The sequence below is a fragment of the Bacillus sanguinis genome, assembly GCF_018332475.1.
GTDB lineage: Bacteria > Bacillota > Bacilli > Bacillales > Bacillaceae_G > Bacillus_A > Bacillus_A sanguinis.
Map to the genome: position 1 here is coordinate 1 of NZ_BOQB01000036.1, position 20,892 is coordinate 20,892.

Sequence of the window (20,892 nt, forward strand, 5' to 3'; positions counted from 1 at the left end):
GTGATGATGATGATCATGGTGATTGTGCCCACCATGGTGGTGATGTCCTCCATGGTGGTTATGTCCTCCATTATGATGGTGACCTCCATGATTATGACGATAATACAATCCGTTATTTTCTATATAATTCATTAATCCCCTCTCCTTTTCCATTTTCTCATCTTAATAGGTATTATATGAATAGTGCGGACCTTATTGGTAACCTATATAATAAGAAGAATCCGCGTAATACGGATAACCATACCTTAGGCTTCATCATGCATCTGCCACAAACCTATGATCTGATTATTTCCTTTCCTATATAAAGGGCAAGTTTTTTGTCCCGCCGCCAACGTTTATTAACTAGCAAATAGCAAGATAATAACGTAACAATATACTGTATGTAGGACAAATGCGGAAAGCATGGGGAAAATGTCTATATTTTGTAAAAAAAACAAAACACTTTATAATAAGAATGTCGGATTGTACCTTCTTATATGAAAAGTCTATATTTAAGAAAGATTAGAGGAATTATATAGAAATGAAGAAACCTATCGTCCAATTACTATTAATATTTACAATTGTATCTATCGTTCTTTTCCTATTAAATACATCTTATATTTCGTTATATACATTTGTCGGCGTTCTCTGGTCCATCACAATTGTAGGAATTTCATTCGTTATTTTTATCGAAAATAGATCTCCTCAAAGTACCTTAGCCTGGTTTTTAGTATTAGCACTTCTTCCCGTTATAGGTGTACTTTTATACTCTATTTTTGGGCGTAGCCGTTGGAGAAGAAAAAAGCATCTCCATCGTTCAGAAGAGCAAAGAAAGTTATTCCGTGAAATATTAGAAGGAAGACGACTAGAGTTATCACTCAAAGTCCCATTAAGTGAACGCTCTGTCCATTTAACAGAAGTCGTACAAAAATTTGGAGGCGGGCCTGCAGCAGATAGAACAACTACAAAGCTTTTAACAAACGGAGATCAAACATTCTCAGAAATTTTGCAAGCGATCGAGCAAGCAAAACATCACATACATATTCAATACTATATTTATAAATCTGATGAGATTGGTACAAAAGTTCGGGATGCGTTAATAAAAAAAGCAAAATCTGGTGTTATTGTACGCTTCCTTTATGATGGACTCGGAAGTAATACGTTAAGAAGACGGTTTTTACAACCTATGAAAGAAGCTGGAATTGAAATTGTTGAATTTGATCCTATTTTTTCAGCTTGGTTACTTGAAACCGTCAATTATCGTAACCACCGTAAAATCGTCATTGTAGATGGAGAAATCGGTTTTACTGGTGGACTCAACGTCGGTGATGAATATCTTGGTCGTTCAAAAAAATTTCCCGTTTGGCGTGACAGTCATTTAAAAATAGAAGGAAAAGCACTATATAAATTACAAGCAATCTTTCTAGAGGATTGGCTCTATGCATCTAGTGGATTGAATACTTATTCTTGGGATCCATTTATGAATAGACAATACTTCCCTGGTAAAGAAATTTCAAATGCAGAAGGTGCTGTGCAAATTGTAGCGAGCGGACCAAGCTCAGATGATAAAAGCATTCGCAATACATTATTAGCTGTTATGGGATCTGCAAAAAAATCGATTTGGATTGCTACACCATACTTTATTCCAGATCAAGAAACTTTAACATTATTACGTTTAAGTGCAATATCGGGCATAGATGTACGCATTTTATATCCTGGTAAAAGTGATAGTATTATTAGTGATCAAGCATCTCAGTCCTACTTCACTCCACTTTTAAAAGCTGGTGCCTCCATTTATAGTTATAAAGATGGCTTTATGCATGCAAAAATTGTACTTGTTGATGATAAAATTGCAACAATTGGAACAGCAAATATGGACGTACGCAGCTTTGAATTGAATTACGAAATTATTAGCGTACTGTATGAATCAGAAACTGTTCATGATATTAAACGTGATTTTGAAGATGACTTTAAGCATTCTACTGAAATTAAATGGAACGCTTTCCAAAAGAGAAGTATCAAAAAACGAATATTGGAGTCTTTTATGAGACTTATTTCTCCGTTACTGTAAGCAATCAATGTACTATTGATTGCTTTTTCTTTTATATTTGTCCTCCTTCCTTTTCTTTGCATACCATATTAAAACAAGTTATCATAAGATGTATTACTTTATGAAAATAATGTTAGGTGGGACATACATGTTAGAACAATTTCATATACATGCAGATTTAAAACAGCAGCTTTCTACAATTCACGAAAAGAATAAACAAGAAGCTGGTGAAAATGCACATTTAATCGGTACAAAAATATATAAAGCATCTGATAATAGCATTATCGAAGATGCCATTACAGCACTTCTTCTTGGCAAAAATATTCTATTAAAAGGACCGACTGGTAGTGGTAAAACAGTACTAGCTGAAACTCTTTCTTCTTTATTCCAAAAACCAATGCATAGCATTAACTGTTCTGTCGATTTAGATGTAGAAGGTATTTTAGGATACAACACACTACAAACGAAAGATGGCGCATCTGAAGTTACATTCGTTAACGGTCCTCTTATGAAAGCAATGAAGAACGGCCATTTCCTATATATTGATGAAATCAATATGGCAAAACCTGAAACATTACCACTTCTTCACGGTGCATTAGATTACCGTAAAATGATTACAAATCCATTTACACAAGAAGTTGTATACGGTGATGATGAGTATCGTGTAATCGCAGCAATTAATGAAGGCTACGTTGGGACAAGTGAACTAAACGAAGCGTTAAAAAACCGTTTCGTTATTATTGAAGTTCCTTACATCCAAGGTGATACATTAAAAGAACTATTATTAGCAGAATCAAAATTAAAAGACACTGCAACAATCGAAAAGTTCGTTGCATTTGCAAGCGATCTTATGCCTTTAGCTCGTGATGGCCGCGTAAGTGAAGAAGCAGCAAGTATTCGTGGCATTATCGATGCATGTGATTTAGGTGTATATATTCCTGTTATGCGTGCAATTGAACGTAGTATTATCGCAAAATTAAACGATGAAACAGAACAAATGACTGTCCGTGAATTAGCAGAAAGTTATTTCTTTGAGGGATAATTTATGAGACAAATTTTTAGTGACAAAAAAATTGATGCGTCGCTGTTTCTACAAATGGAAAACTTAATGTATGCTCTTCTCAAAGAAGACGATGCCTACCTTGAGTATGGCTATAAAGCATACTACGACGAAATTGAAAAAAAGGTTGTCATTAGTCACTTTTGGGATGATCGAAAAGAAGAGGATACAGTAATCGGATTAAAAAGCGAAGTGTTTTTAAAAGCACTTGGTAATAAACATTACTCGGACATGACTTTAATTCGTTCTTATGCGATTAAATTACAAGAATCACCCTTAAAAAAGTTTTTAACACAATTATTTGTTCTATTAGAAGATTTACGTGTTGAGGAAATCGTAAAAAACTTACGCCCTGGCACAAAGCATATTTTTAAAAGAAGAAAAGAAATGTATCGCAATTACTTTGGTTCACAAAATGAAATCAATCGTGTTCGTAACTATCACGGTGATCGTCTATTTTGTCTCTGCTATCTTTCATTAACGAGCGATAAATATGAAATGTTTAATAATGAATATTTCGAGCAAATTGAAGCTATTCTGCATGAAACATTCCAAGCTCGTAATACGGAAGATATTATGTATATCGTTGAGAAAATTCGCTATCGTTTAGAGGAGCTTCTTGAAAGTGATATGCTTAACAATTATTTCGGACATGCTCCGCTCTACTTATCTGTTATTGCAGACGAAAAGAACTGTCGCGTCGAAGAGTTAGCAAATGATGATACGCAGCTCATAGATGACGATGAAAATAAAAACAAAATGGATGAAAGTTTCTCTACATGGCATCGTGAAAATAAAAATAACGAAAACGAGAACTTTTTACGCTTTGAATTAGAAAGCGGAACAAAAACAAACATGATGGGCGATACTGCTCGTGAATCAGAAGATGGCGACCAAGCACTTGGTTCTGTACAAGGTACTTCTCAAAAGAGTACACAATCCAACTTTGATGGTGCTGATACGGAAGAATCAAGAGCTTCACACGCTTCTAGCCAAAACGAGGGTGCATACGGTAAGTATAACGTTGGTGCTTCTCATACATTTAAAGAAGCTCGCAAAGCAAATACCGATGAGAAAAAAGATTACCAAGCTATCAAATCAGTCGTTAATAAAGATGTAAAAGAATTAAAAAAAATTATCGAAAAAACGATTGAGAATAAAACGAATGCAAATAGTGATAAATATTACGGAAGACTTCGTAAGAAATTCCTTCGTATTTATACTGAAAAGCAGCCGCGCATGTTTTATAAAAAAGGACAAGAATCACAAGAACTTGACGTTGCATTCCAACTACTAGTGGACTGCTCTGGTTCTATGTATAACAAAATGGAAGAAACGAAAAAGAGTGTGGTCCTATTCCATGAAGCATTGAAATCTTTAAAAATCCCGCACGCTATTAGCGGATTTTGGGAAGATGCTTCTAGTGCTAAGCCTGAAGATAAGCCGAACGTTATCCATGAAGTTGTAACGTATAAAAACTCAACGTTACCAAACGTTGGTCCCGAAATTATGCAGCTTCGCGAAGAAGAAGATAACCGCGATGGATATATTATTCGTATCGTTTCTGAAAAACTTGCAAAAAGACCAGAAAAGCATAAATTCTTACTTGTCTTTACAGACGGTGAACCTTCTGCGTTAGACTATCAACAAGATGGTATTTTAGATACGCATGAGGCTGTCAAACTTGCTCGGAAAAGTGGTATGGAAGTAATCGGAATCTTCATCGAAGAAGGTGAAGCGAAGGAAGCAACTTATCAATTAATGAAGAACATTTATAACCATCACTTCTTAGTTGCAAATCACGCTGAAGATTTACGTCTGAAGATTAAACCACTATTGAAAAAATTATTACTGAAGACGATTGAATAGAAAAACAGGAGCGTTGTCGCTCCTGTTTTTTCTTTCGATCACTTTGTTTCTGGTTGAAACTTGTATGGAATGGATACTTCTAATAATGCCTCGAATCCACCATCGTAGAATGGGAATCGTTCATTTGCGATTGTTCGATCCACCCACTCTATTGCAGAAATTTCTTCTTCATCTTCTGCAGTAAGTTCACCTGTTACTACATTTGCTCGGAATGTAAACAATAGCGCATGATTCCCTGCCTCTTCAAAGAATTTTTCATTGATCGCAACAAGTCCACCTGCCACAGTAGTTACACCTGTCTCTTCTTTTACCTCCCTTACTAGAGCTTCCTCTAATGTTTCACCCTTTTCAACAGCTCCGCCCGGTAATGACCAAACGTTTTGTTCTGCATTATGTACCATTAATACTTTATCCGTTTCTTCATCATGTATTAGTGCATATACGACGTCAACTCTTTGCATGAGACTTCTCTCCCTCCAAAAATAATGAAGAGCCAATTCCTAAGAATCGGCTCTTCCTCTCAATTCATCACTAACTCAGCTGTGAGCTTTTTTTTTAACTTAGCCAACATGTCCGTTGTCATTTTGTCTAAATCGTATTCTGCTTTAAAGCCCCACTCTTTCATTGCTGCCGTTGCATCAATTGAGTTTGGCCAGCTATCAGCGATTGTTTGACGAGCAGGATCTACAGCGTAATCCATTGTAAACGTCGGAATGTGTTTACGAATGGATGCTGCGATTTGCTCTGGCTCAAAGCTCATTGCTGTAATATTGAACGCGTTTCTATGCACAAGTTTACTTGGATCAGCTTCCATTAATGAAATAATCGCTTGTAAAGCATCTGGCATATACATCATATCCATGTATGTTCCTTCTGCAATGTATGAGGTGTATGTGCCTTTTTTAATCGCCTCATAATAAATTTCAACTGCATAGTCAGTTGTTCCGCCTCCTGGAGGAGCTACGTAAGAAATTAAACCTGGGAAACGTACACCACGCGTATCAACGCCAAACTTTTGATGATAATAATCACATAATAATTCTCCTGCTACTTTGTTTACCCCATACATCGTAGTCGGACGCTGAATTGTATCTTGTGGCGTATTATCTTTCGGCGTTGATGGACCGAATGCACCGATAGAACTTGGCGTGAAAAACTTACAGTTTAATTCACGAGCTGCTTCTAATGCATTTACAAGTCCGCCCATATTTAAATTCCAAGCAAATAACGGATTTTTTTCCGCCGTTGCTGAAAGTAAAGCTGCTAAATGAATAATTGTATCTACTTCATTACGTTTTGCGATATCATGTAGCTTTTGTCCATCTGTTACATCTAACGTTTCAAATGGACCAGATGTTACTACTTCACTATCTGTTTCACGAATATCTGTTGCAATAACATTTGATGCGCCGTATACATCACGAAGTTTCATTACTAGTTCAGAACCAATTTGCCCTAAAGAACCGGTTACTAGAATTTTTTTCATTTTCCCCACTCCTCATTTGCAAGCTATTCAAAAGATGCCTTTACTTAAATGATGCCCATTTCTTTCCCTACTTTTTCATACTTACGAATTGCTTCATCTAACATTTCTTTCGTATGAGCTGCTGTTGGCATATTACGAACGCGTCCGGTTCCTTTAGCTACAGTTGGGAACACGATAGATTTTGCATATACGCCTTCTTCATTTAGACGTTTACTAAATTCTTGTGTTAATACTTCGTCACCAATAATACAAGGTGTAATTGGCGTTTCACTTTCTCCAATGTTAAAGCCAAGTTCTTTTAACCCTTGTTTTAAATAGCGGCCATTTTCCCATAGACGATCATGTAACTCTGTGCTTTCCATTAAAATTTCAATTGATCGCATACATGCAGCTGCATCAGCTGGTGTTAATGCTGTAGAGAATAAGAATGGACGTGAACGAACTTTTAACCAGTCAATTAAGTTTTGTTTCCCTGCTACATATCCACCAATTACCCCAATTGCTTTTGATAATGTACCAATTTGGAAATCAACTTTGTCAGACAGACCGAAATGTTTTACAGTTCCTGCACCTTTTCCAAGTACACCTGAACCATGTGCATCATCTACATATGTCATTAAATCTAATTCTTCTGCAATCTCAACAATTTCTGGTAGTTTTGCAACATCTCCATCCATTGAGAAAACACCGTCTGTAATTACCATTAATTTATTGTAAAGCCCTGATTCTTTCGCCGCGATTGCTTTTTGGCGTAAATCTTCCATATCAGAATGTTTATAAACAATAATTTTTGCTTTTGATAGACGACTACCATCAATAATAGAAGCATGGTTTAATTCATCTGAAAGAATCGCATCATTTTTATCCATAACAGCTGAAATCGCTGCCATATTACAGTTAAACCCTGATTGATAAGCAATCGCTGCTTCTGTATGTTTAAACTTTGCAATTGTTTCTTCCAATTTAATATGCAAATCTAAAGTACCGTTAATTGTACGAACAGCTCCTGCTCCAACACCGTACTTATGAATGGCACCAATTGCAGCTTCTTGCAAACGGCTATCTGTCGCTAATCCAAGATAGTTGTTTGAAGATAAGTTAATATATTCTTTTCCGCCAATTGTAATAATCGGTCCATTTGAACTCTCAAGCGGATCAATTACGTTATAAAGCCCCTTTGATTTTAAATCCTCTAAATTTTCTTCTAAAAATTTCGCAAGTGTTTTACTAGACATCGTGAAGCCTCCCATCGTTCATGTAAGCGAATTATTGTCTTAATAGTTCTAATAATCCCTCTACTAGCTTAACACGTTTTCAGAATTTATTATAGAAAAATAGTTTAAAGTAACCGCTTACAATTCTAGATTATATACGATTCATTACAAGAAATCTATCATTTACTTTTCATATTTGGAACCTTTACTTTTAGCGTTCAACACCCTGTTATTACTTCTTCATTTGAAAGCTTACAAATGAGCGGGAAAAGAACGAGCTGGCTCGTCGATGATTATTTTAAAACGGGAAAACGCGTTGAACCTTGGATTGGTCAAGAAGTTATTAAATATCACCGCACAACGGAAGAATATTTTACACTATTACAACAAGCAGGCTTTACAATTACATCCCTAAAAGAAGCTACACCAAATCAAAACTATTTTCAAAGCGCGGAAGAATATGAACGTCGTTTACGTATTCCCCTCTTTCTCTTATTCTCTTGTCGAAAATAAAAAAGACGATGATTTCCTCATCGTCTTTTTCTTTATCTCATTGCATGAGCAACTTCTTTACGTACACGTCTTCCTTTTCCATGTGGGATACAAAGTGGCGTCCCAAATAACGGATCCGTACTAATTTGACATTCCATTCGGAATACATCACGTACTAGTTTCTCATCTACTACTTCTTCTGGCTTACCTTGTGCATATATTTGTTTATCTTGAATGGCTACAATATTATCTGCATAACGGCATGCTAAATTTAAATCATGTAGTACCATAACAATTGTTCTTTGTTCTGTTTCATTTAATTCGAATAATAAATCTAGCACTTCAATTTGGTGAGTCATATCTAAATAGGTAGTAGGCTCATCCAATAAAATAATATCTGTATCTTGCGCAAGCGTCATTGCAATCCAAGCACGTTGACGTTGTCCACCTGAAAGAGCATGCACATCACGCTCAGCAAATTCTGTCATACCTGTTGCTGCAAGTGCTTTCTGTACCATTTCCTCATCTTTTTCTGACCATTGCTTCAGCCATGTTTGATACGGATAACGTCCTTGCTTTACAAGTTGCAATACTGTAAGCCCTTCTGGCGCTTGCGGTCCTTGCGGTAAAATTGCCATTTGACGAGCGATTTGCTTCGTTTGCATACTTTGAATGGCTTGATTATCTAACAAAATGTCACCAGTTGTTGGTTTTAATAATCTAGCTAGTGAACGCAATAAAGTTGATTTCCCGCAACCGTTAGAGCCGATAAAGATTGTAATTTCACCTTTTGGAATTTCTAAATTCAACTCATCAATAATAATTGTTTCACCATAAGACAACGTCAAGCGTTTCGTCTCCAATGCTTTTTGCATATTCATCTCCCTTTATGAATTCCGACTTTTATAAAGTAAATAAATAAAATAAGGTGCACCAATTGCTGATGTAAATACCCCTGCTGGAATTTCAAGTGGGGTGAAAACTGTACGCCCAATTAAATCTGCAGCAAGTACTAAAATCGCACCGACAATAGCCGCAACCGGGAGTAATGCACCGTATAAAGAACCAACTAGTCTTCGTGAAATATGAGGTGCCATTAAACCGACAAATCCAATTCCACCAGCAAAGGCAACTGCTCCACCAATTAAAGCTGTACTAAGTAATAACATAAATATGCGAGACTTCGTTAAAGGAACACCAAGCCCTACCGCAATATCATCCCCTAGCTCTTGCGCATTTAAATGTCTAGCAGCTATAAACGATATTACCGTTAAAATGATAACCCACGGCGCAAGTACCATGACGTTTTGCCAAGAAGAACCGTAAACAGTGCCTGTAATCCATACATTCGCTTGACTCGCTTGATAAATTGGCGCTAACAACATAAACAAAGTCGTTGCCGCTTTCGTTAATGCCCAAAAGCCAACACCAATTAAAACAAGACTAATCGGTGATAATCCGTCATTTCTCCATGCAAATAAATATACAAAAAGTGCTACAATCGTTGCCCCAATAAAAGCGGCTAACGGCATATAATGAATGCTTACAGTTAGCGCATTATTTTTATCACTAAATATAGCTAAAAATAATACAACTGCAACACTTGCCCCGCCCGTAATCCCGATGATATCCGGAGAAGCAAGTGGATTTCGAACGAGGCCTTGTAAAATACACCCTGCTACAGCAAGTGCGATTCCTACAAGGATGGCAATTAAAATACGCGGCATACGAAATTTATTTACAACCATATTTGACATCGCATCACCATTTCCAGTAATAGCTTGCCATACGTCATAAGGAGCAATTTTCATATCCCCCATGCCTGCACTCGCAAAAAATAATCCTATTAAAACAACTAGTAAACTCACTAAGACGATACAAGCTCGTTTATACATTAAAAACGAGAATCCGTCTTTTCCTATACGAAACGGGATATACTTCTTCATTTGCTAAGCCCTCTCTTACGTGCAATATAAATAAAGAATGGTGCCCCGATAAATGCTGTCATAACCCCTACTGGTACTTCTTGTGGCATAATGACATACCTAGCTGCTATATCAGCTAAGATTAATAGTATTGCACCTAACAAGCCGCTATATGGTACTCTCCATCTGTGATCGACCCCAACAAGAAACCTGGCAAAATGTGGGGTAATAATACCAATAAATCCAATCGGACCAGCAACTGCAACTGCCCCACCAGACAACAGGACAATAATAAGTAGTACGAATGATTTCATTAAAATCGTTCTTTGTCCAAGTCCTTTCGCAACGTCTTCCCCCATCATTAATGTATTTACTTTCCCTGCCATCATAAGAGATGCGATCCAACCTATTAATAAATATGGGAATACAGATTGTAAAATTTCTAACTTTCTTCCTTGCACAGATCCGGCAAGCCAAAATAATACTTCTTCAAGCGCCTTTTCATTTAAAACAAGTAATCCTTGTGTTAATGATGAAAATAACGCACTAATTGCGACCCCTGCTAATGTTAACTTAAGAGGAGTTGTCCCTTCTTTTCCTAAAGAACTAGAAGCAAATACAAGCACAGCTGCAATTGCTGCCCCTAAAAAGGCAATCCACGTGAAAGCTGATAATGACGTCACGGAAAAGATAACAATTGCTACAACTATGAAGAATGCAGCACCTGAATTTAATCCAATAAAATCTGGAGAAGCAAGTGGATTCTTCGTTAAAGTTTGCATAAGACAACCTGCAATGGCTAAACTAGCTCCAACACTAGCTGCAATTAATGCCCTTGGAAGACGCACATTTTGAATAATAATATGTTCATTGGAACCATTAAAATGGAAAAAAGCATCCAACGCTAATTTCCAACTCGTATTTGTATATCCGAAAATAATACTGCCCCAAATACAAATAATGACTGCAATGATTCCAACAAATAATCCAATCCATTTTGCTCGATTTGTTTTTAATAACATGCAGCGTTTCCCCTTCAATGTATAATGATACGTTGTTAGTTTATTTCAACTTAATTCGCATTGTCAATAAAACTGATAATCATTTTCAGCGATATGTATTGACAACCGAGCAACAAAGTTTTAATATCATGCTTGCTATTGAAAAAAATTCTCAATATGTAGGGGGTACATAATGGATTTCATGCGAAAGAAATCGTTTACAGTATTTGTATTTTTACTAGCCTTTTCATTACTTTTAAGTGCTTGTGGAAAATCAAATACGAAAGAGGAAACAAAAGAAGATACGAAAAAAGAAATGATTACGGTGGAACATGCAATGGGCAAAACAGAAGTTCCTGCTACTCCAAAACGTGTAGTTATTTTAACAAATGAAGGAACTGAAGCTTTACTTGAACTAGGTGTGAAACCAGTTGGAGCTGTAAAATCATGGACTGGTGATCCATGGTATCCACATATTAAAGATAAAATGAAAGATGTAAAAGTTGTTGGTGATGAAGGACAAGTGAACGTGGAAACAATCGCTTCTTTAAAACCAGACTTAATTATCGGTAACAAAATGCGTCACGAAAAAGTGTATGAGCAACTAAAAGCAATTGCACCTACTGTGTTCTCTGAAACGCTTCGTGGCGAATGGAAGGATAACTTCAAATTTTATGCAAAAGCATTAAATAAAGAAAAAGAAGGTCAAAAGCTTTTAGCTGATTACGATAAAAGTATGAAAGATTTAAAAGCTAAATTAGGCGATAAAATAAATCAAGAAATCTCTATGGTTCGCTTCATGCCTGGTGATGTTCGTATTTATCACGGCGATACATTCTCTGGTGTTATTTTAAAAGAACTTGGATTTAAACGTCCTGGGGATCAAAATAAAGATGACTTCGCAGAGCGTAACGTATCTAAAGAACGTATTTCTGCAATGGATGGCGACGTATTATTCTACTTCACATTCGATAAAGGAAACGAGAAAAAAGGTTCTGAATTAGAAAAAGAATATATCAATGATCCACTATTTAAAAATTTAAATGCAGTGAAAAATGGTAAAGCATACAAAGTCGACGATGTTATTTGGAATACAGCTGGCGGTGTAATTGCTGCTAACCTACTATTAGATGATATCGAAAAACGCTTCGTTAAATAATATTTTTCTAACCAGCTCCTCTCCTATGGAGCTGGTTATTTTTCGATTCATTTAAATGTCACATTATTTCATTTTGTATTTTTATTCCCAATATGTTATATTATAAAAGTAAATAGAATATATTTTCTCTATATCAGAATAAATATTTTAATCTAAATTTTCTGATTAATCACTATTTTATGTTCTTTTAGAATTCAATTATTACATTTGAAAACGCTTATCATCTCGTTTTCAGGGCAAAATACAATAACGGTCGAAGAAAAATAGAACTTTTTCAGAAATTTTCTTTCTATTTCCATATAATTCTATTGACTTCTAAATATTTTGTGAATTAAAATTATTACATAAATATCCGTTATACAGGATTAGGGGGAAACAAACATGGATGCAGCTTTAAAATTAGACAAAGCTGGAGAGCAACAATCACCAAAAAAACATCCACCAGGATTATATTTGTTGTTCTTTACAGAGGCATGGGAAAGATTTAGTTATTACGGAATGCGTGGCTTATTAGTTCTTTATTTAACAACGAGCTTAGTAAGCGGCGGTTTAGGATTTGATAAAGCAGTTGCTGTACAAATTTACGGTATTTTCACAATGTTAGTATACTTCACACCAATTATCGGTGGTTGGTTAACTGACCATTTCATTACAAAACGCCATGCCATTACCATTGGTGGTATCATTATGGCACTTGGTAACTTTGTACTATTTTCAATGAACACTAAAACTGGACTATTTTTAGGATTAGGATTATTAGTTATTGGTAACGGATTCTTCAAACCAAATATTTCGACTTTATTAGGTCAATTATATAGCGACAACGATTCTCGTCGTGATAGTGCATTCACTATCTTCTACATGGGAATTAACTTAGGAGCTTTTATCGCTCCATTCATTTGCGGTTATTTCGCAGATTATAAATACGGATTCTTAACAGCTTGTATCGGTATGATCATTGGTCAGATTGCATTTAATACATTAGCACCTCGTTACTTAGGATCAATCGGAACAACTGTTGTCGGTAAAAAGTCTAAAGAAAAAAATGCAAAAGTAATTGAGAAAAAACCTTTAACAGCACAAGAGAAAAAACGTACAGCTGCAATTTTAATTTTAACTTGTTTCGTTGTATTCTTCTGGGCAGGATTTGAACAAGCTGGTAGTTCTTTAACACTTTACACAGATAAGTTCGTGGATCGTACAATTGGTGGATTTACAATTCCAACACCTTGGTTCCAATCTATAAACCCATTGTTCATTATCTTACTAGCATTACCGGTTTCTGCATTATGGATTAAACTTTCAAAAACAAAAAATGGTGACTTAAAAATCCCAACAAAAATGGCATTAGGTATGATTTTACTAGGGGTTGGATATTTAGTTCTAACTTTAGCTGTATTAAAAACTGGTAGCGATGAAGGTAATATTGCAATGAAAGCAAACTTATTCTTCATTATCTTCACTTACATGTTCCATACAATCGGTGAATTATTCTTATCACCAATCGGATTATCTATGGTAAGTGCAATCGCTCCTCTTAAATTAGCATCATTATTAATGGGTGTATGGTTAGCTGGTACTGGCTTCGCAAACTTATTAGCAGGACAATTAGCTGCTTTCACTCAATCTTTAGGATACTTAGAAGTATTCGCAAGCATCGGTATTATCGTAATCGTGCTAGGATTAATACTTCTTATGTTCTCTAAGAAAATTGCACATATGATGGAATAAGAAATAAAAAGACGCTTCTAAAATTAGAAGCGTCTTTTCTATTACTTCTCCTCTAAAGCCGTCACGTTCACGTGAACGCTTTCTCCGGGATTAGATACATCATACACTTGAGCAACTCCACTATGCTCGTCACAGCTCTCAATCCATACTGGTACGCCCTCATATGTAACGTCAATTCTACTTGAAGAAGATAAGATTTGTTTCACACGTTTTACATCCATACTACTATTCCTCCTTTTCCTTACTACACTCCTTTCTATCTTTTCTTTTCCCTTTAGAATATATTCCATAAAACAACATGTTAATTAATAGCCTTTTCTTCTTTACATGTTAACATTTACTCTCATATCACCTTTCTGACAAATAAAAAAAGACGTATATCCCACACGTCTTTTTTCCATAATATTCAAATTTTAAGAAAATAATGTTTTTACAACTTCACTTACTTTATCATTATGAATTTGATAATACACTTCTAGTCCTCGTCTTTCAAAGCGCACTACTTTATTTTGTTTTAATTTCGTTAAATGTTGTGAAACCGTTGATTGCGGAATTTCTAATACTTCCTGTAATTGTGTTACATTACAAGTTCCTCGTTGCATTAGTTCCATTACTAGGCGTAAACGTAACGGATGCGCTAGCGCTCTTAACATTTGTACATCTTCTTCTGAAATACGACATTCGAATTGATTTTGGCTCATAAAGTTCCCCTCATTTTCGTTTTTATTTTCTTTTTATTTATTTATATATCTGTTCTTATATTTCCTGTTACGACATAACTTTATCAACTTATAAAGCCGAAAATTTTTTCCATTTTAACCAACAAAGAACTCAGGAAAAATTCCTTGTTGATTTTGAATATTATACTATATGATATAACGAAAAAGCAAAACAGCGGGCTGCAAATACTTTGCTTGCAAACGTTGTTTTATCAGGCTTTTTGTTATATTTTTATCTCATTGCAACGTGCAGTAATGATATCGTAAAATACCATCTATAATTGATAACCTTTCGTAAAGTAGTTGGAGTATATTTAACCTCTTTGTTACACTAAAAGGAATTTTCAGTAAAAAAAGATACCGTAACATTAAAAATTAACTTATTGCTTTTTAATTCGTATTTAATAGCTTGAACTGTGACGGAATACTTCCTATTAAATGCATTCACTGTCCCCTTTCGGACTTGATCAAATAGGACAAGCTACACCAACCTAGCAAATCTGTATCCTTCCCTATTCGATACAAAGACGGCTTCTACTATAGAGCTGTAAGATCAATAATAAAAGAAAACAATATGTAAATAATTTATCTAGCGCGCTCAAATCTATTTGAGCGCGCTTTTTGTCTACTTTATGAACAAAGCATCCCTTTTAACACTATTATGGAATAATTATACTTTTTTACGTTGACAATAGTGTTGAAGGAGAATATACTAAGCATGTAAGTTGATTGTGAATAGTTTCACAAATAATGTGAATTTCTTCACATAAAATAGATAGGAGTTGTCATTATTATGAGTACTTGGACACAAATTTATGACCCACTAGACAATATTTGGTTATCTGCACTAATCGCAGCACTACCAATTTTCTGCTTCATCATTTGTTTAATGGGACTAAAAATGAAAAGTTATATCGCTGGTCTTTACAGTGTGATCGTCGCTATTATTCTTGCTATATTCGTTTATAAAATGCCAGCAACAGTAGCTGTAGCATCTGCCGGATTCGGTGTTTTATCTGGATTTTATCCAATTTGTACTATCGTTATCGCAGCAATTTTCCTTTATAAATTAACTGTTAAAACAGAGCAATTCAATGTCATTCGTGATAGTATTTCAAGCATTACAAATGACCAACGTTTACAAGTATTATTAATCGCTTATTCTTTCGGTGCTTTCTTAGAAGGCGCAGCTGGGTTAGGGGTTCCAGTTGCTATTACAGCTGCATTACTTGTAGGTATGGGCTTTAATCCATTAAAAGCAGCAGGTATTTGTTTAGTAGCAAACATCGCTGGTGGTGCTATGGGTGCTATGGGTATCCCAGTTACAGTACCAGCACAATTAACTGAGCTAGACGCATTAACTATCGGTCGTCAAACTGTTCTTATTTTACCATTCATTAGTATTGTTTTACCTTTCCTACTTGTTTCAATGGTGGATGGAATTAAAGGTATTAAAGAAACTTGGCAAGGTATTCTTGTAAGTGGTGTTTCTTTCGCAATTACTCAGTTCGTCGTAACTTATTTCTTAGGTGCAGAACTTACTAATATTTTCGCAGCCGTTGTAAGTATGGTCTCTCTTGCATTATTCTTACGTGTTTGGCAGCCAAAATCTTCTGCTAAAGAAGAAAAACAAGAAGAAAAAGGATCTCATACATTCAATCAAATTTTATATGCTTGGTCTCCATTCGTATTCTTAACTGCATTCGTAACAATCTTTAATTTAAAACCAATTAAAGCTTTATTTGCTCCGGATGGCGCACTAGCAAACTTAGTATTTAACATTCAGTTCCCTGGTCTTCATAATGCTGTTATGAAAACTACACCAATTACAAAAGCTGATACACCTTTCGCAGCTGTTTTCAAGTTTGATGTATTCTCTTCTACAACTACTGCAATTGTATTAGCAATTATCGTTTCACTTATCGTTTACCGCGTAAAAGGTAAAATGATTAAAGAACTAATAGTTGAAACAATGAAAGAACTAAAAGCTCCAGTATATACAATTTGTAGCGTTATCGCTTTAGCTTACGTAGAGAACTACTCTGGTATGTCATCTACACTTGGACTTGCATTCTCTTCTACTGGTAATGCATTCCCAGTTCTTTCTCCAATCTTAGGATGGATTGGCGTATTCATTACAGGATCAGTAGTATCAAGTGGTTCATTATTCGCACCGCTTCAAGCAGTAACTGCAGATCAATTAAACATCGTTCCTTCTACACTCGTTGCTTTAAACGTAGTAGGTGGTACAATGGCGAAAATGGTTTCACCACAATCTGTAGCAGTTGCTTGTGCAGCAGTTGGACTAGTTGGTCAAGAATCTGCCTTATTTAAAACAGCAATGAAATACAGTTTAATCTTCTTAGCTGTTATTAGCTTACTTCAATTAAACGCTGTATTTAATATTTTTTAAAAATTAAAATAAATCACAATAAAAAAGGAAAAAGTCCCGTTACAAATCGAGATTTTTTCCTTTTTTCAATTTCCTAATAAATCATTTTCTTTATATTGAGCATAAAATTTTTGTATCTACATTGTTAAAAGACAAATATAAAACTGATAGAAGAGTGAATAATAAACTAATTTGTGCAAGGATCAAACTAGAAAACAGCTCTTTTTCTTCAATCTAAATAATTCTGTGTAGGCTTTAATTTCTACACCCTAAATAATATAAAAATTAATTCTGATTCCCCCACTAGTACGCCCCATTTCCTTAGAATTTTATCTTATGCAATATATTCTCTCTTCACTTAGAATACTTAAACCACAAATGATTTTAAACAAACAATTTTATATGTATTATTTCCTTCCAAATCTAAATCGAATATCTTTTTCATACTCAATGCATAGATTAATATTCTTCAAAATATATTCCCTCTTGAATCCATAATCTATTCCTTTAATAACAATAACTCTTACACAACAAGACATTTTTAATATATTTATTTTTATATAATAAAAATAAATAATTAGATACAAATAACAAATATTACTTAATATTACATTTATAGTTGACTGAATACATTACAAGTAATATCCTTATATATAAATATAAATAAAGGGGGAGTCATCTTGAAAAGGTATTTTATTAGTTTAATAGCAACACTATTTATAGTGTGCGGTTTCAATTCATCTATTTTCGCGGAAGAGAATCGAATTGATTATTCATCACTATATAATCAAGCTATACAAGAAGGTGTTCTAGATAGAAATACTGTATCCTTAGAGCAATGGACACAACAAAATAAAGAAGAGTTTTATCCTGTATATGTAGAGGGTATTCAAGAAAAAGTGTTTGATCAGCCATTAACGTATGCAGAATGGTTAAAATTAAACAATTATGGACAAGCTCCTAAAACTAACTCAGATACATTAGAAGATGTAACATTACAGTATGCAACATGGAAAGGTGTTTCGATAAAAGCGGGAGATATTTTTATCACAAACGCCGCTATGTCTAAAGGGATTTTAGGTCATGCAGCTATTGCAAATGGGGATAATTATATTTTAGATATGCCTGGTTATGGCGAGGGCAATAGACAATCACGTGCCACAGATTGGTTAAACGAGTACTCACAAAATGGTCGCTGGATTAAAGTATATCGGGTTAAAGATCAAGCATTAGCTAGACAAGTCGCTAGCTATGCCGATAGAAACTTTTACTCTAGTACAGGAAGTGCTACTAGAAACATTAAGTTAGACTATAACCTGAGTCCACATTTATACTCAAAGAATCCTACATATTGTTCTAAGTTGGTTTTCCAAGCATACTATTATGGATCAGGTTCAAAACCTGTAATGAAATCTCCAAGTGGATATGTTCTTCCATATGGTTTAGTTGACACTTTTAATGACTCATATAAGCCATCATTAGTAAAGCAATTTAATGGTTGAATTTAGGAGGGAAGGAAGATTGAATAAAAAATTGATTATATTAATCTCAATTCTAATTCCTATCGTTTTAGTTACTGTATACATTTTATTTACTAAAGAGCAAGCGAAAAAAAGTATTTATAACTATATATCAAAACAAGGAATTGAGGAAAAACAATTAAAATACGTCGATTTTAAAAAAGATTTTAAGCGCGGCGGATATAACTTGTTTACGTACGTGAATGATGAAAAAGAAAATATTCACTATGTATATCATTATCAAGATGGGAAAATAACTTTCTCCGCTTATCTCAACGACCCAGATTATATTAAAGAGAAAGCTTGGGGGGGAAATAGGTTAACTGCTGAGGAATTAAGCATGCTAAAACATCCTCCATTAAAATAGTTCTTTAATCCATTCAAAAAACGTCTTTTTATAAGACGTTTTTTCTTGTTATATTGCTGTTCGTCTTATATAACTCAAAAATCCTCTCAACATGAAGTAAATTTGAATAGTGATATAAAAACACCTCCTGAATTCGCATACTACGTATGCAAATTCAATGGAGGTGTTTTTTCACATTACATCTTCTTATTCTTTAATAAAGAAGCACCAGCAATTTCAGGGTGTGTCATTTCGAATGGATCTAAAATAATATCCAATTCTTCTTCTGTCAGTACACCATGTTCTAAACATAACTCCCTAACAGATTTTCCTGTTTCAATCGCTTCACGCGCAATACGAGATGCTGCTTCATAACCAATATGAGGGTTAACTGCCGTAATAATTCCAACACTTTTCTCAACATATTGCTTCAGCAATTCTTCATTTGCTGTAATTCCTTTAATACAATATTCACGGAATACACGGAATCCGTTATTCATAATACTAATAGATTGAATTAAATTAAATACGAGTACAGGCTCCATTACGTTTAACTCTAATTGTCCTGCTTCTGATGCTAAACAAATTGTATGATCATTACCAATTACTTGGAAAGCAACTTGATTAATTACTTCTGCCATAACAGGATTTACTTTCCCTGGCATAATAGATGAACCAGGTTGACGAGCTGGCAATTGAATTTCCGCCAATCCAACACGTGGACCAGATGCCATAATACGAAGGTCATTCGCAATTTTAGACATATTCATCATACATACTTTTAATGCCGCAGATACTTCTGTGTATGCATCTGTGTTTTGCGTTGCATCAACTAAATGCTCTGCACCAACAAGTGGGAATCCGCTAAATGTTCTCAAGTGTTTAACCACTTGTTCAATGTACATAGGGTTTGCATTTAATCCCGTACCAACAGCTGTCGCCCCCATGTTCACTTCATATAAATGTTGGCGAGATTGTTTAATTCTCTTTATATCACGCTCAAGCACGCGGCTATACGCTTCGAATTCTTGTCCAAGACGAATCGGAACAGCATCTTGTAAATGTGTACGCCCCATTTTAATAACGTGATCGAACTCTTTTGCTTTTGCACGGAAAGCTGCATGAAGTTCTTCCATTGTAATAAGAAGTTCTTCTAACATCATAAGAGTTGCAATATGAATTCCCGTTGGAAACGCATCATTCGTCGATTGAGCCATGTTCACATGCGTGTTTGGACTAATCTTTGCATACTCTCCTTTTTCATATCCCATACGTTCTAACGCTCGATTAGCAATTACTTCATTTGTATTCATATTAATAGAAGTTCCAGCACCGCCTTGGATTGGGTCCACGATAAATTGATCATGGAATTTTCCATCAACAATTTCTTGCGCTGCTTCTGCAATTTCATGTCCAATGTCTTTCGCTAAGTAACCAGTATCCATATTTGCAAGTGCCGCCGCTTTTTTCACAATTGCCATTGCCGTAATGAGTGACGGATGAATGCGATATCCTGTAATCGGGAAGTTCTCAACAGCACGTAATGTTTGTACCCCATAATAAGCTACACTCGGTACTTGCTTTTCACCTAAAAAATCTTTTTCTATACGTATATCCTTCGTTGCTATCATTTTCATCACCTATACTTTTCATTCTAAATCCTTATCTAAAAAATTCGCCATCTAAAAATACGAGTATCATGCAGAAGAATTTTTCAGTATCCACCTTCACTATATAGCACCTTTTTTGAAAGCGCAAACATTTATTTTTCTATATATACCCTTTATAAAGTTAAACTGTAATCAGTGAGGTTTTTGTTCATCACCCACTGATTATCAGCTCTCACCAATCGGGCTTTTACGGGCAACCCGATCCCCACCTATCTTTTTCACTTTCGCTGAATTTTGAGGTGGGGTCTTACTGTCCGTTAATGCGCGAAAAAAATTTAC

General features: G+C 35.1%; 17 protein-coding genes and 2 pseudogenes. 9 read left to right on the forward strand and 10 right to left on the reverse strand.

Annotation, left to right across the window (positions count from 1 at the left end; genetic code table 11):
• Positions 1-132 (reverse strand): annotated as a pseudogene (locus KI369_RS29430) (cobalt transporter); the annotation flags it as partial.
• Positions 133-520: 388 nt separating this feature from the next.
• Here KI369_RS29430 and KI369_RS05385 point away from each other — a divergent pair.
• The 3 genes from KI369_RS05385 to KI369_RS05395 all read left to right on the forward strand — a co-directional run bounded on the left by KI369_RS05385 (position 521) and on the right by KI369_RS05395 (position 4,958).
• Positions 521-2,050, forward strand: coding sequence for a cardiolipin synthase (locus KI369_RS05385; protein WP_212955290.1), 1,530 nt, complete (start codon positions 521-523; stop codon positions 2,048-2,050).
• Positions 2,051-2,177: 127 nt separating this feature from the next.
• Complete coding sequence (locus KI369_RS05390) at positions 2,178-3,071, forward strand: ATP-binding protein (protein ID WP_000892977.1); 894 nt, start codon at positions 2,178-2,180, stop codon at positions 3,069-3,071.
• A gap of 3 nt (positions 3,072-3,074) precedes the next feature.
• Positions 3,075-4,958 carry a vWA domain-containing protein gene (locus tag KI369_RS05395; RefSeq protein WP_212955291.1) on the forward strand — a complete coding sequence of 628 codons (1,884 nt, stop codon included), beginning with the start codon at positions 3,075-3,077 and terminating at the stop codon, positions 4,956-4,958.
• A gap of 38 nt (positions 4,959-4,996) precedes the next feature.
• Here the strand turns inward: KI369_RS05395 and KI369_RS05400 are convergent, their stop codons facing one another.
• From KI369_RS05400 to KI369_RS05410, 3 genes are read right to left on the reverse strand one after another with little or no spacing between them, the layout of a single operon-like run.
• The gene (locus KI369_RS05400; RefSeq protein WP_212955292.1) at positions 4,997-5,419 is read right to left on the reverse strand and encodes an NUDIX hydrolase; all 423 of its coding nucleotides are present in this window, start codon (positions 5,417-5,419) and stop codon (positions 4,997-4,999) included.
• 59 nt (positions 5,420-5,478) lie between these two features.
• Entirely contained in the window at positions 5,479-6,444 is a 966-nt protein-coding gene (locus tag KI369_RS05405; protein ID WP_000723139.1) for an L-threonine 3-dehydrogenase, read from the reverse strand.
• Positions 6,445-6,488: 44 nt separating this feature from the next.
• Complete coding sequence (locus tag KI369_RS05410) at positions 6,489-7,679, reverse strand: glycine C-acetyltransferase (protein ID WP_000095906.1); 1,191 nt, start codon at positions 7,677-7,679, stop codon at positions 6,489-6,491.
• A 171-nt stretch (positions 7,680-7,850) separates the two neighbouring features.
• On the opposite strand from KI369_RS05410, the pseudogene KI369_RS05415 reads away from it, so the two are divergent.
• Positions 7,851-8,171 (forward strand): annotated as a pseudogene (locus KI369_RS05415) (SAM-dependent methyltransferase); the annotation flags it as partial.
• Between the two features lie 32 nt (positions 8,172-8,203).
• Here the strand turns inward: KI369_RS05415 and KI369_RS05420 are convergent.
• Genes KI369_RS05420 through KI369_RS05430 form a run of 3 tightly spaced genes read right to left on the reverse strand, consistent with a single transcriptional unit; the run spans position 8,204 to position 11,097 of the window.
• Positions 8,204-9,025, reverse strand: a complete 822-nt coding sequence (locus KI369_RS05420; protein ID WP_001167959.1) for an ABC transporter ATP-binding protein — start codon at positions 9,023-9,025, stop codon at positions 8,204-8,206.
• 12 nt (positions 9,026-9,037) lie between these two features.
• The gene (locus KI369_RS05425) at positions 9,038-10,096 is read right to left on the reverse strand and encodes a FecCD family ABC transporter permease (protein ID WP_212955293.1); all 1,059 of its coding nucleotides are present in this window, start codon (positions 10,094-10,096) and stop codon (positions 9,038-9,040) included.
• Positions 10,093-11,097: a FecCD family ABC transporter permease gene (locus KI369_RS05430; protein WP_212955294.1), complete on the reverse strand. Its 1,005-nt coding sequence runs from the start codon at positions 11,095-11,097 to the stop codon at positions 10,093-10,095. Before KI369_RS05430 ends, KI369_RS05425 begins: the two co-directional genes overlap by 4 nt.
• 172 nt (positions 11,098-11,269) lie before the next feature.
• On the opposite strand from KI369_RS05430, the gene KI369_RS05435 reads away from it, so the two are divergent.
• Both KI369_RS05435 and KI369_RS05440 read left to right on the forward strand, forming a co-directional pair.
• On the forward strand, positions 11,270-12,235 hold the full coding sequence (locus tag KI369_RS05435) for an ABC transporter substrate-binding protein (protein ID WP_212955295.1): 966 nt from the start codon (positions 11,270-11,272) through the stop codon (positions 12,233-12,235).
• A gap of 381 nt (positions 12,236-12,616) precedes the next feature.
• Complete coding sequence (locus tag KI369_RS05440) at positions 12,617-13,966, forward strand: peptide MFS transporter (protein ID WP_212955296.1); 1,350 nt, start codon at positions 12,617-12,619, stop codon at positions 13,964-13,966.
• A 41-nt stretch (positions 13,967-14,007) separates the two neighbouring features.
• Here the strand turns inward: KI369_RS05440 and KI369_RS05445 are convergent, their stop codons facing one another.
• Both KI369_RS05445 and KI369_RS05450 read right to left on the reverse strand, forming a co-directional pair.
• Positions 14,008-14,187 carry an acid-soluble spore protein H gene (locus KI369_RS05445; RefSeq protein WP_210626305.1) on the reverse strand — a complete coding sequence of 60 codons (180 nt, stop codon included), beginning with the start codon at positions 14,185-14,187 and terminating at the stop codon, positions 14,008-14,010.
• 192 nt (positions 14,188-14,379) lie between these two features.
• The gene (locus KI369_RS05450; RefSeq protein ID WP_000081429.1) at positions 14,380-14,667 is read right to left on the reverse strand and encodes an ArsR/SmtB family transcription factor; all 288 of its coding nucleotides are present in this window, start codon (positions 14,665-14,667) and stop codon (positions 14,380-14,382) included.
• An 811-nt stretch (positions 14,668-15,478) separates the two neighbouring features.
• Between KI369_RS05450 and KI369_RS05455 the strand changes: the two genes are divergently transcribed.
• The 3 genes from KI369_RS05455 (at position 15,479) to KI369_RS05465 (ending at position 18,964) form a co-directional block, all read left to right on the forward strand.
• Positions 15,479-17,098 (forward strand): L-lactate permease, encoded by a 1,620-nt coding sequence (locus tag KI369_RS05455; RefSeq protein WP_212955297.1) that lies wholly within the window; start codon positions 15,479-15,481, stop codon positions 17,096-17,098.
• 659 nt (positions 17,099-17,757) lie between these two features.
• Positions 17,758-18,579: a C40 family peptidase gene (locus KI369_RS05460; protein ID WP_212955298.1), complete on the forward strand. Its 822-nt coding sequence runs from the start codon at positions 17,758-17,760 to the stop codon at positions 18,577-18,579.
• Positions 18,580-18,598: 19 nt separating this feature from the next.
• A complete protein-coding gene (locus KI369_RS05465; RefSeq protein ID WP_212955299.1) occupies positions 18,599-18,964 on the forward strand; it encodes a DUF3139 domain-containing protein in 366 nt (121 codons plus the stop codon).
• 176 nt (positions 18,965-19,140) lie between these two features.
• On the opposite strand, the gene aspA is transcribed toward KI369_RS05465, so the two are convergent.
• Complete coding sequence (gene aspA / locus KI369_RS05470; protein WP_212955300.1) at positions 19,141-20,574, reverse strand: aspartate ammonia-lyase; 1,434 nt, start codon at positions 20,572-20,574, stop codon at positions 19,141-19,143.
• Positions 20,575-20,892: the final 318 nt, after the last annotated feature.

Bases quoted from the DNA above. Each gene is read 5' to 3' on its own strand.
- KI369_RS05410 (WP_000095906.1), bottom strand. From the start codon at position 7,679: ATGTCTAGTAAAACACTTGCGAAATTTTTAGAAGAAAATTTAGAGGAT.
- KI369_RS05395 (WP_212955291.1), top strand. From the start codon at position 3,075: ATGAGACAAATTTTTAGTGACAAAAAAATTGATGCGTCGCTGTTTCTA.
- KI369_RS05400 (WP_212955292.1), bottom strand. From the start codon at position 5,419: ATGCAAAGAGTTGACGTCGTATATGCACTAATACATGATGAAGAAACG.
- KI369_RS05445 (WP_210626305.1), bottom strand. From the start codon at position 14,187: ATGGATGTAAAACGTGTGAAACAAATCTTATCTTCTTCAAGTAGAATT.
- KI369_RS05450 (WP_000081429.1), bottom strand. From the start codon at position 14,667: ATGAGCCAAAATCAATTCGAATGTCGTATTTCAGAAGAAGATGTACAA.
- KI369_RS05430 (WP_212955294.1), bottom strand. From the start codon at position 11,097: ATGTTATTAAAAACAAATCGAGCAAAATGGATTGGATTATTTGTTGGA.
- KI369_RS05425 (WP_212955293.1), bottom strand. From the start codon at position 10,096: ATGAAGAAGTATATCCCGTTTCGTATAGGAAAAGACGGATTCTCGTTT.
- KI369_RS05435 (WP_212955295.1), top strand. From the start codon at position 11,270: ATGGATTTCATGCGAAAGAAATCGTTTACAGTATTTGTATTTTTACTA.
- KI369_RS05405 (WP_000723139.1), bottom strand. From the start codon at position 6,444: ATGAAAAAAATTCTAGTAACCGGTTCTTTAGGGCAAATTGGTTCTGAA.
- KI369_RS05455 (WP_212955297.1), top strand. From the start codon at position 15,479: ATGAGTACTTGGACACAAATTTATGACCCACTAGACAATATTTGGTTA.
- KI369_RS05420 (WP_001167959.1), bottom strand. From the start codon at position 9,025: ATGCAAAAAGCATTGGAGACGAAACGCTTGACGTTGTCTTATGGTGAA.
- aspA (WP_212955300.1), bottom strand. From the start codon at position 20,574: ATGATAGCAACGAAGGATATACGTATAGAAAAAGATTTTTTAGGTGAA.
- KI369_RS05440 (WP_212955296.1), top strand. From the start codon at position 12,617: ATGGATGCAGCTTTAAAATTAGACAAAGCTGGAGAGCAACAATCACCA.
- KI369_RS05385 (WP_212955290.1), top strand. From the start codon at position 521: ATGAAGAAACCTATCGTCCAATTACTATTAATATTTACAATTGTATCT.
- KI369_RS05390 (WP_000892977.1), top strand. From the start codon at position 2,178: ATGTTAGAACAATTTCATATACATGCAGATTTAAAACAGCAGCTTTCT.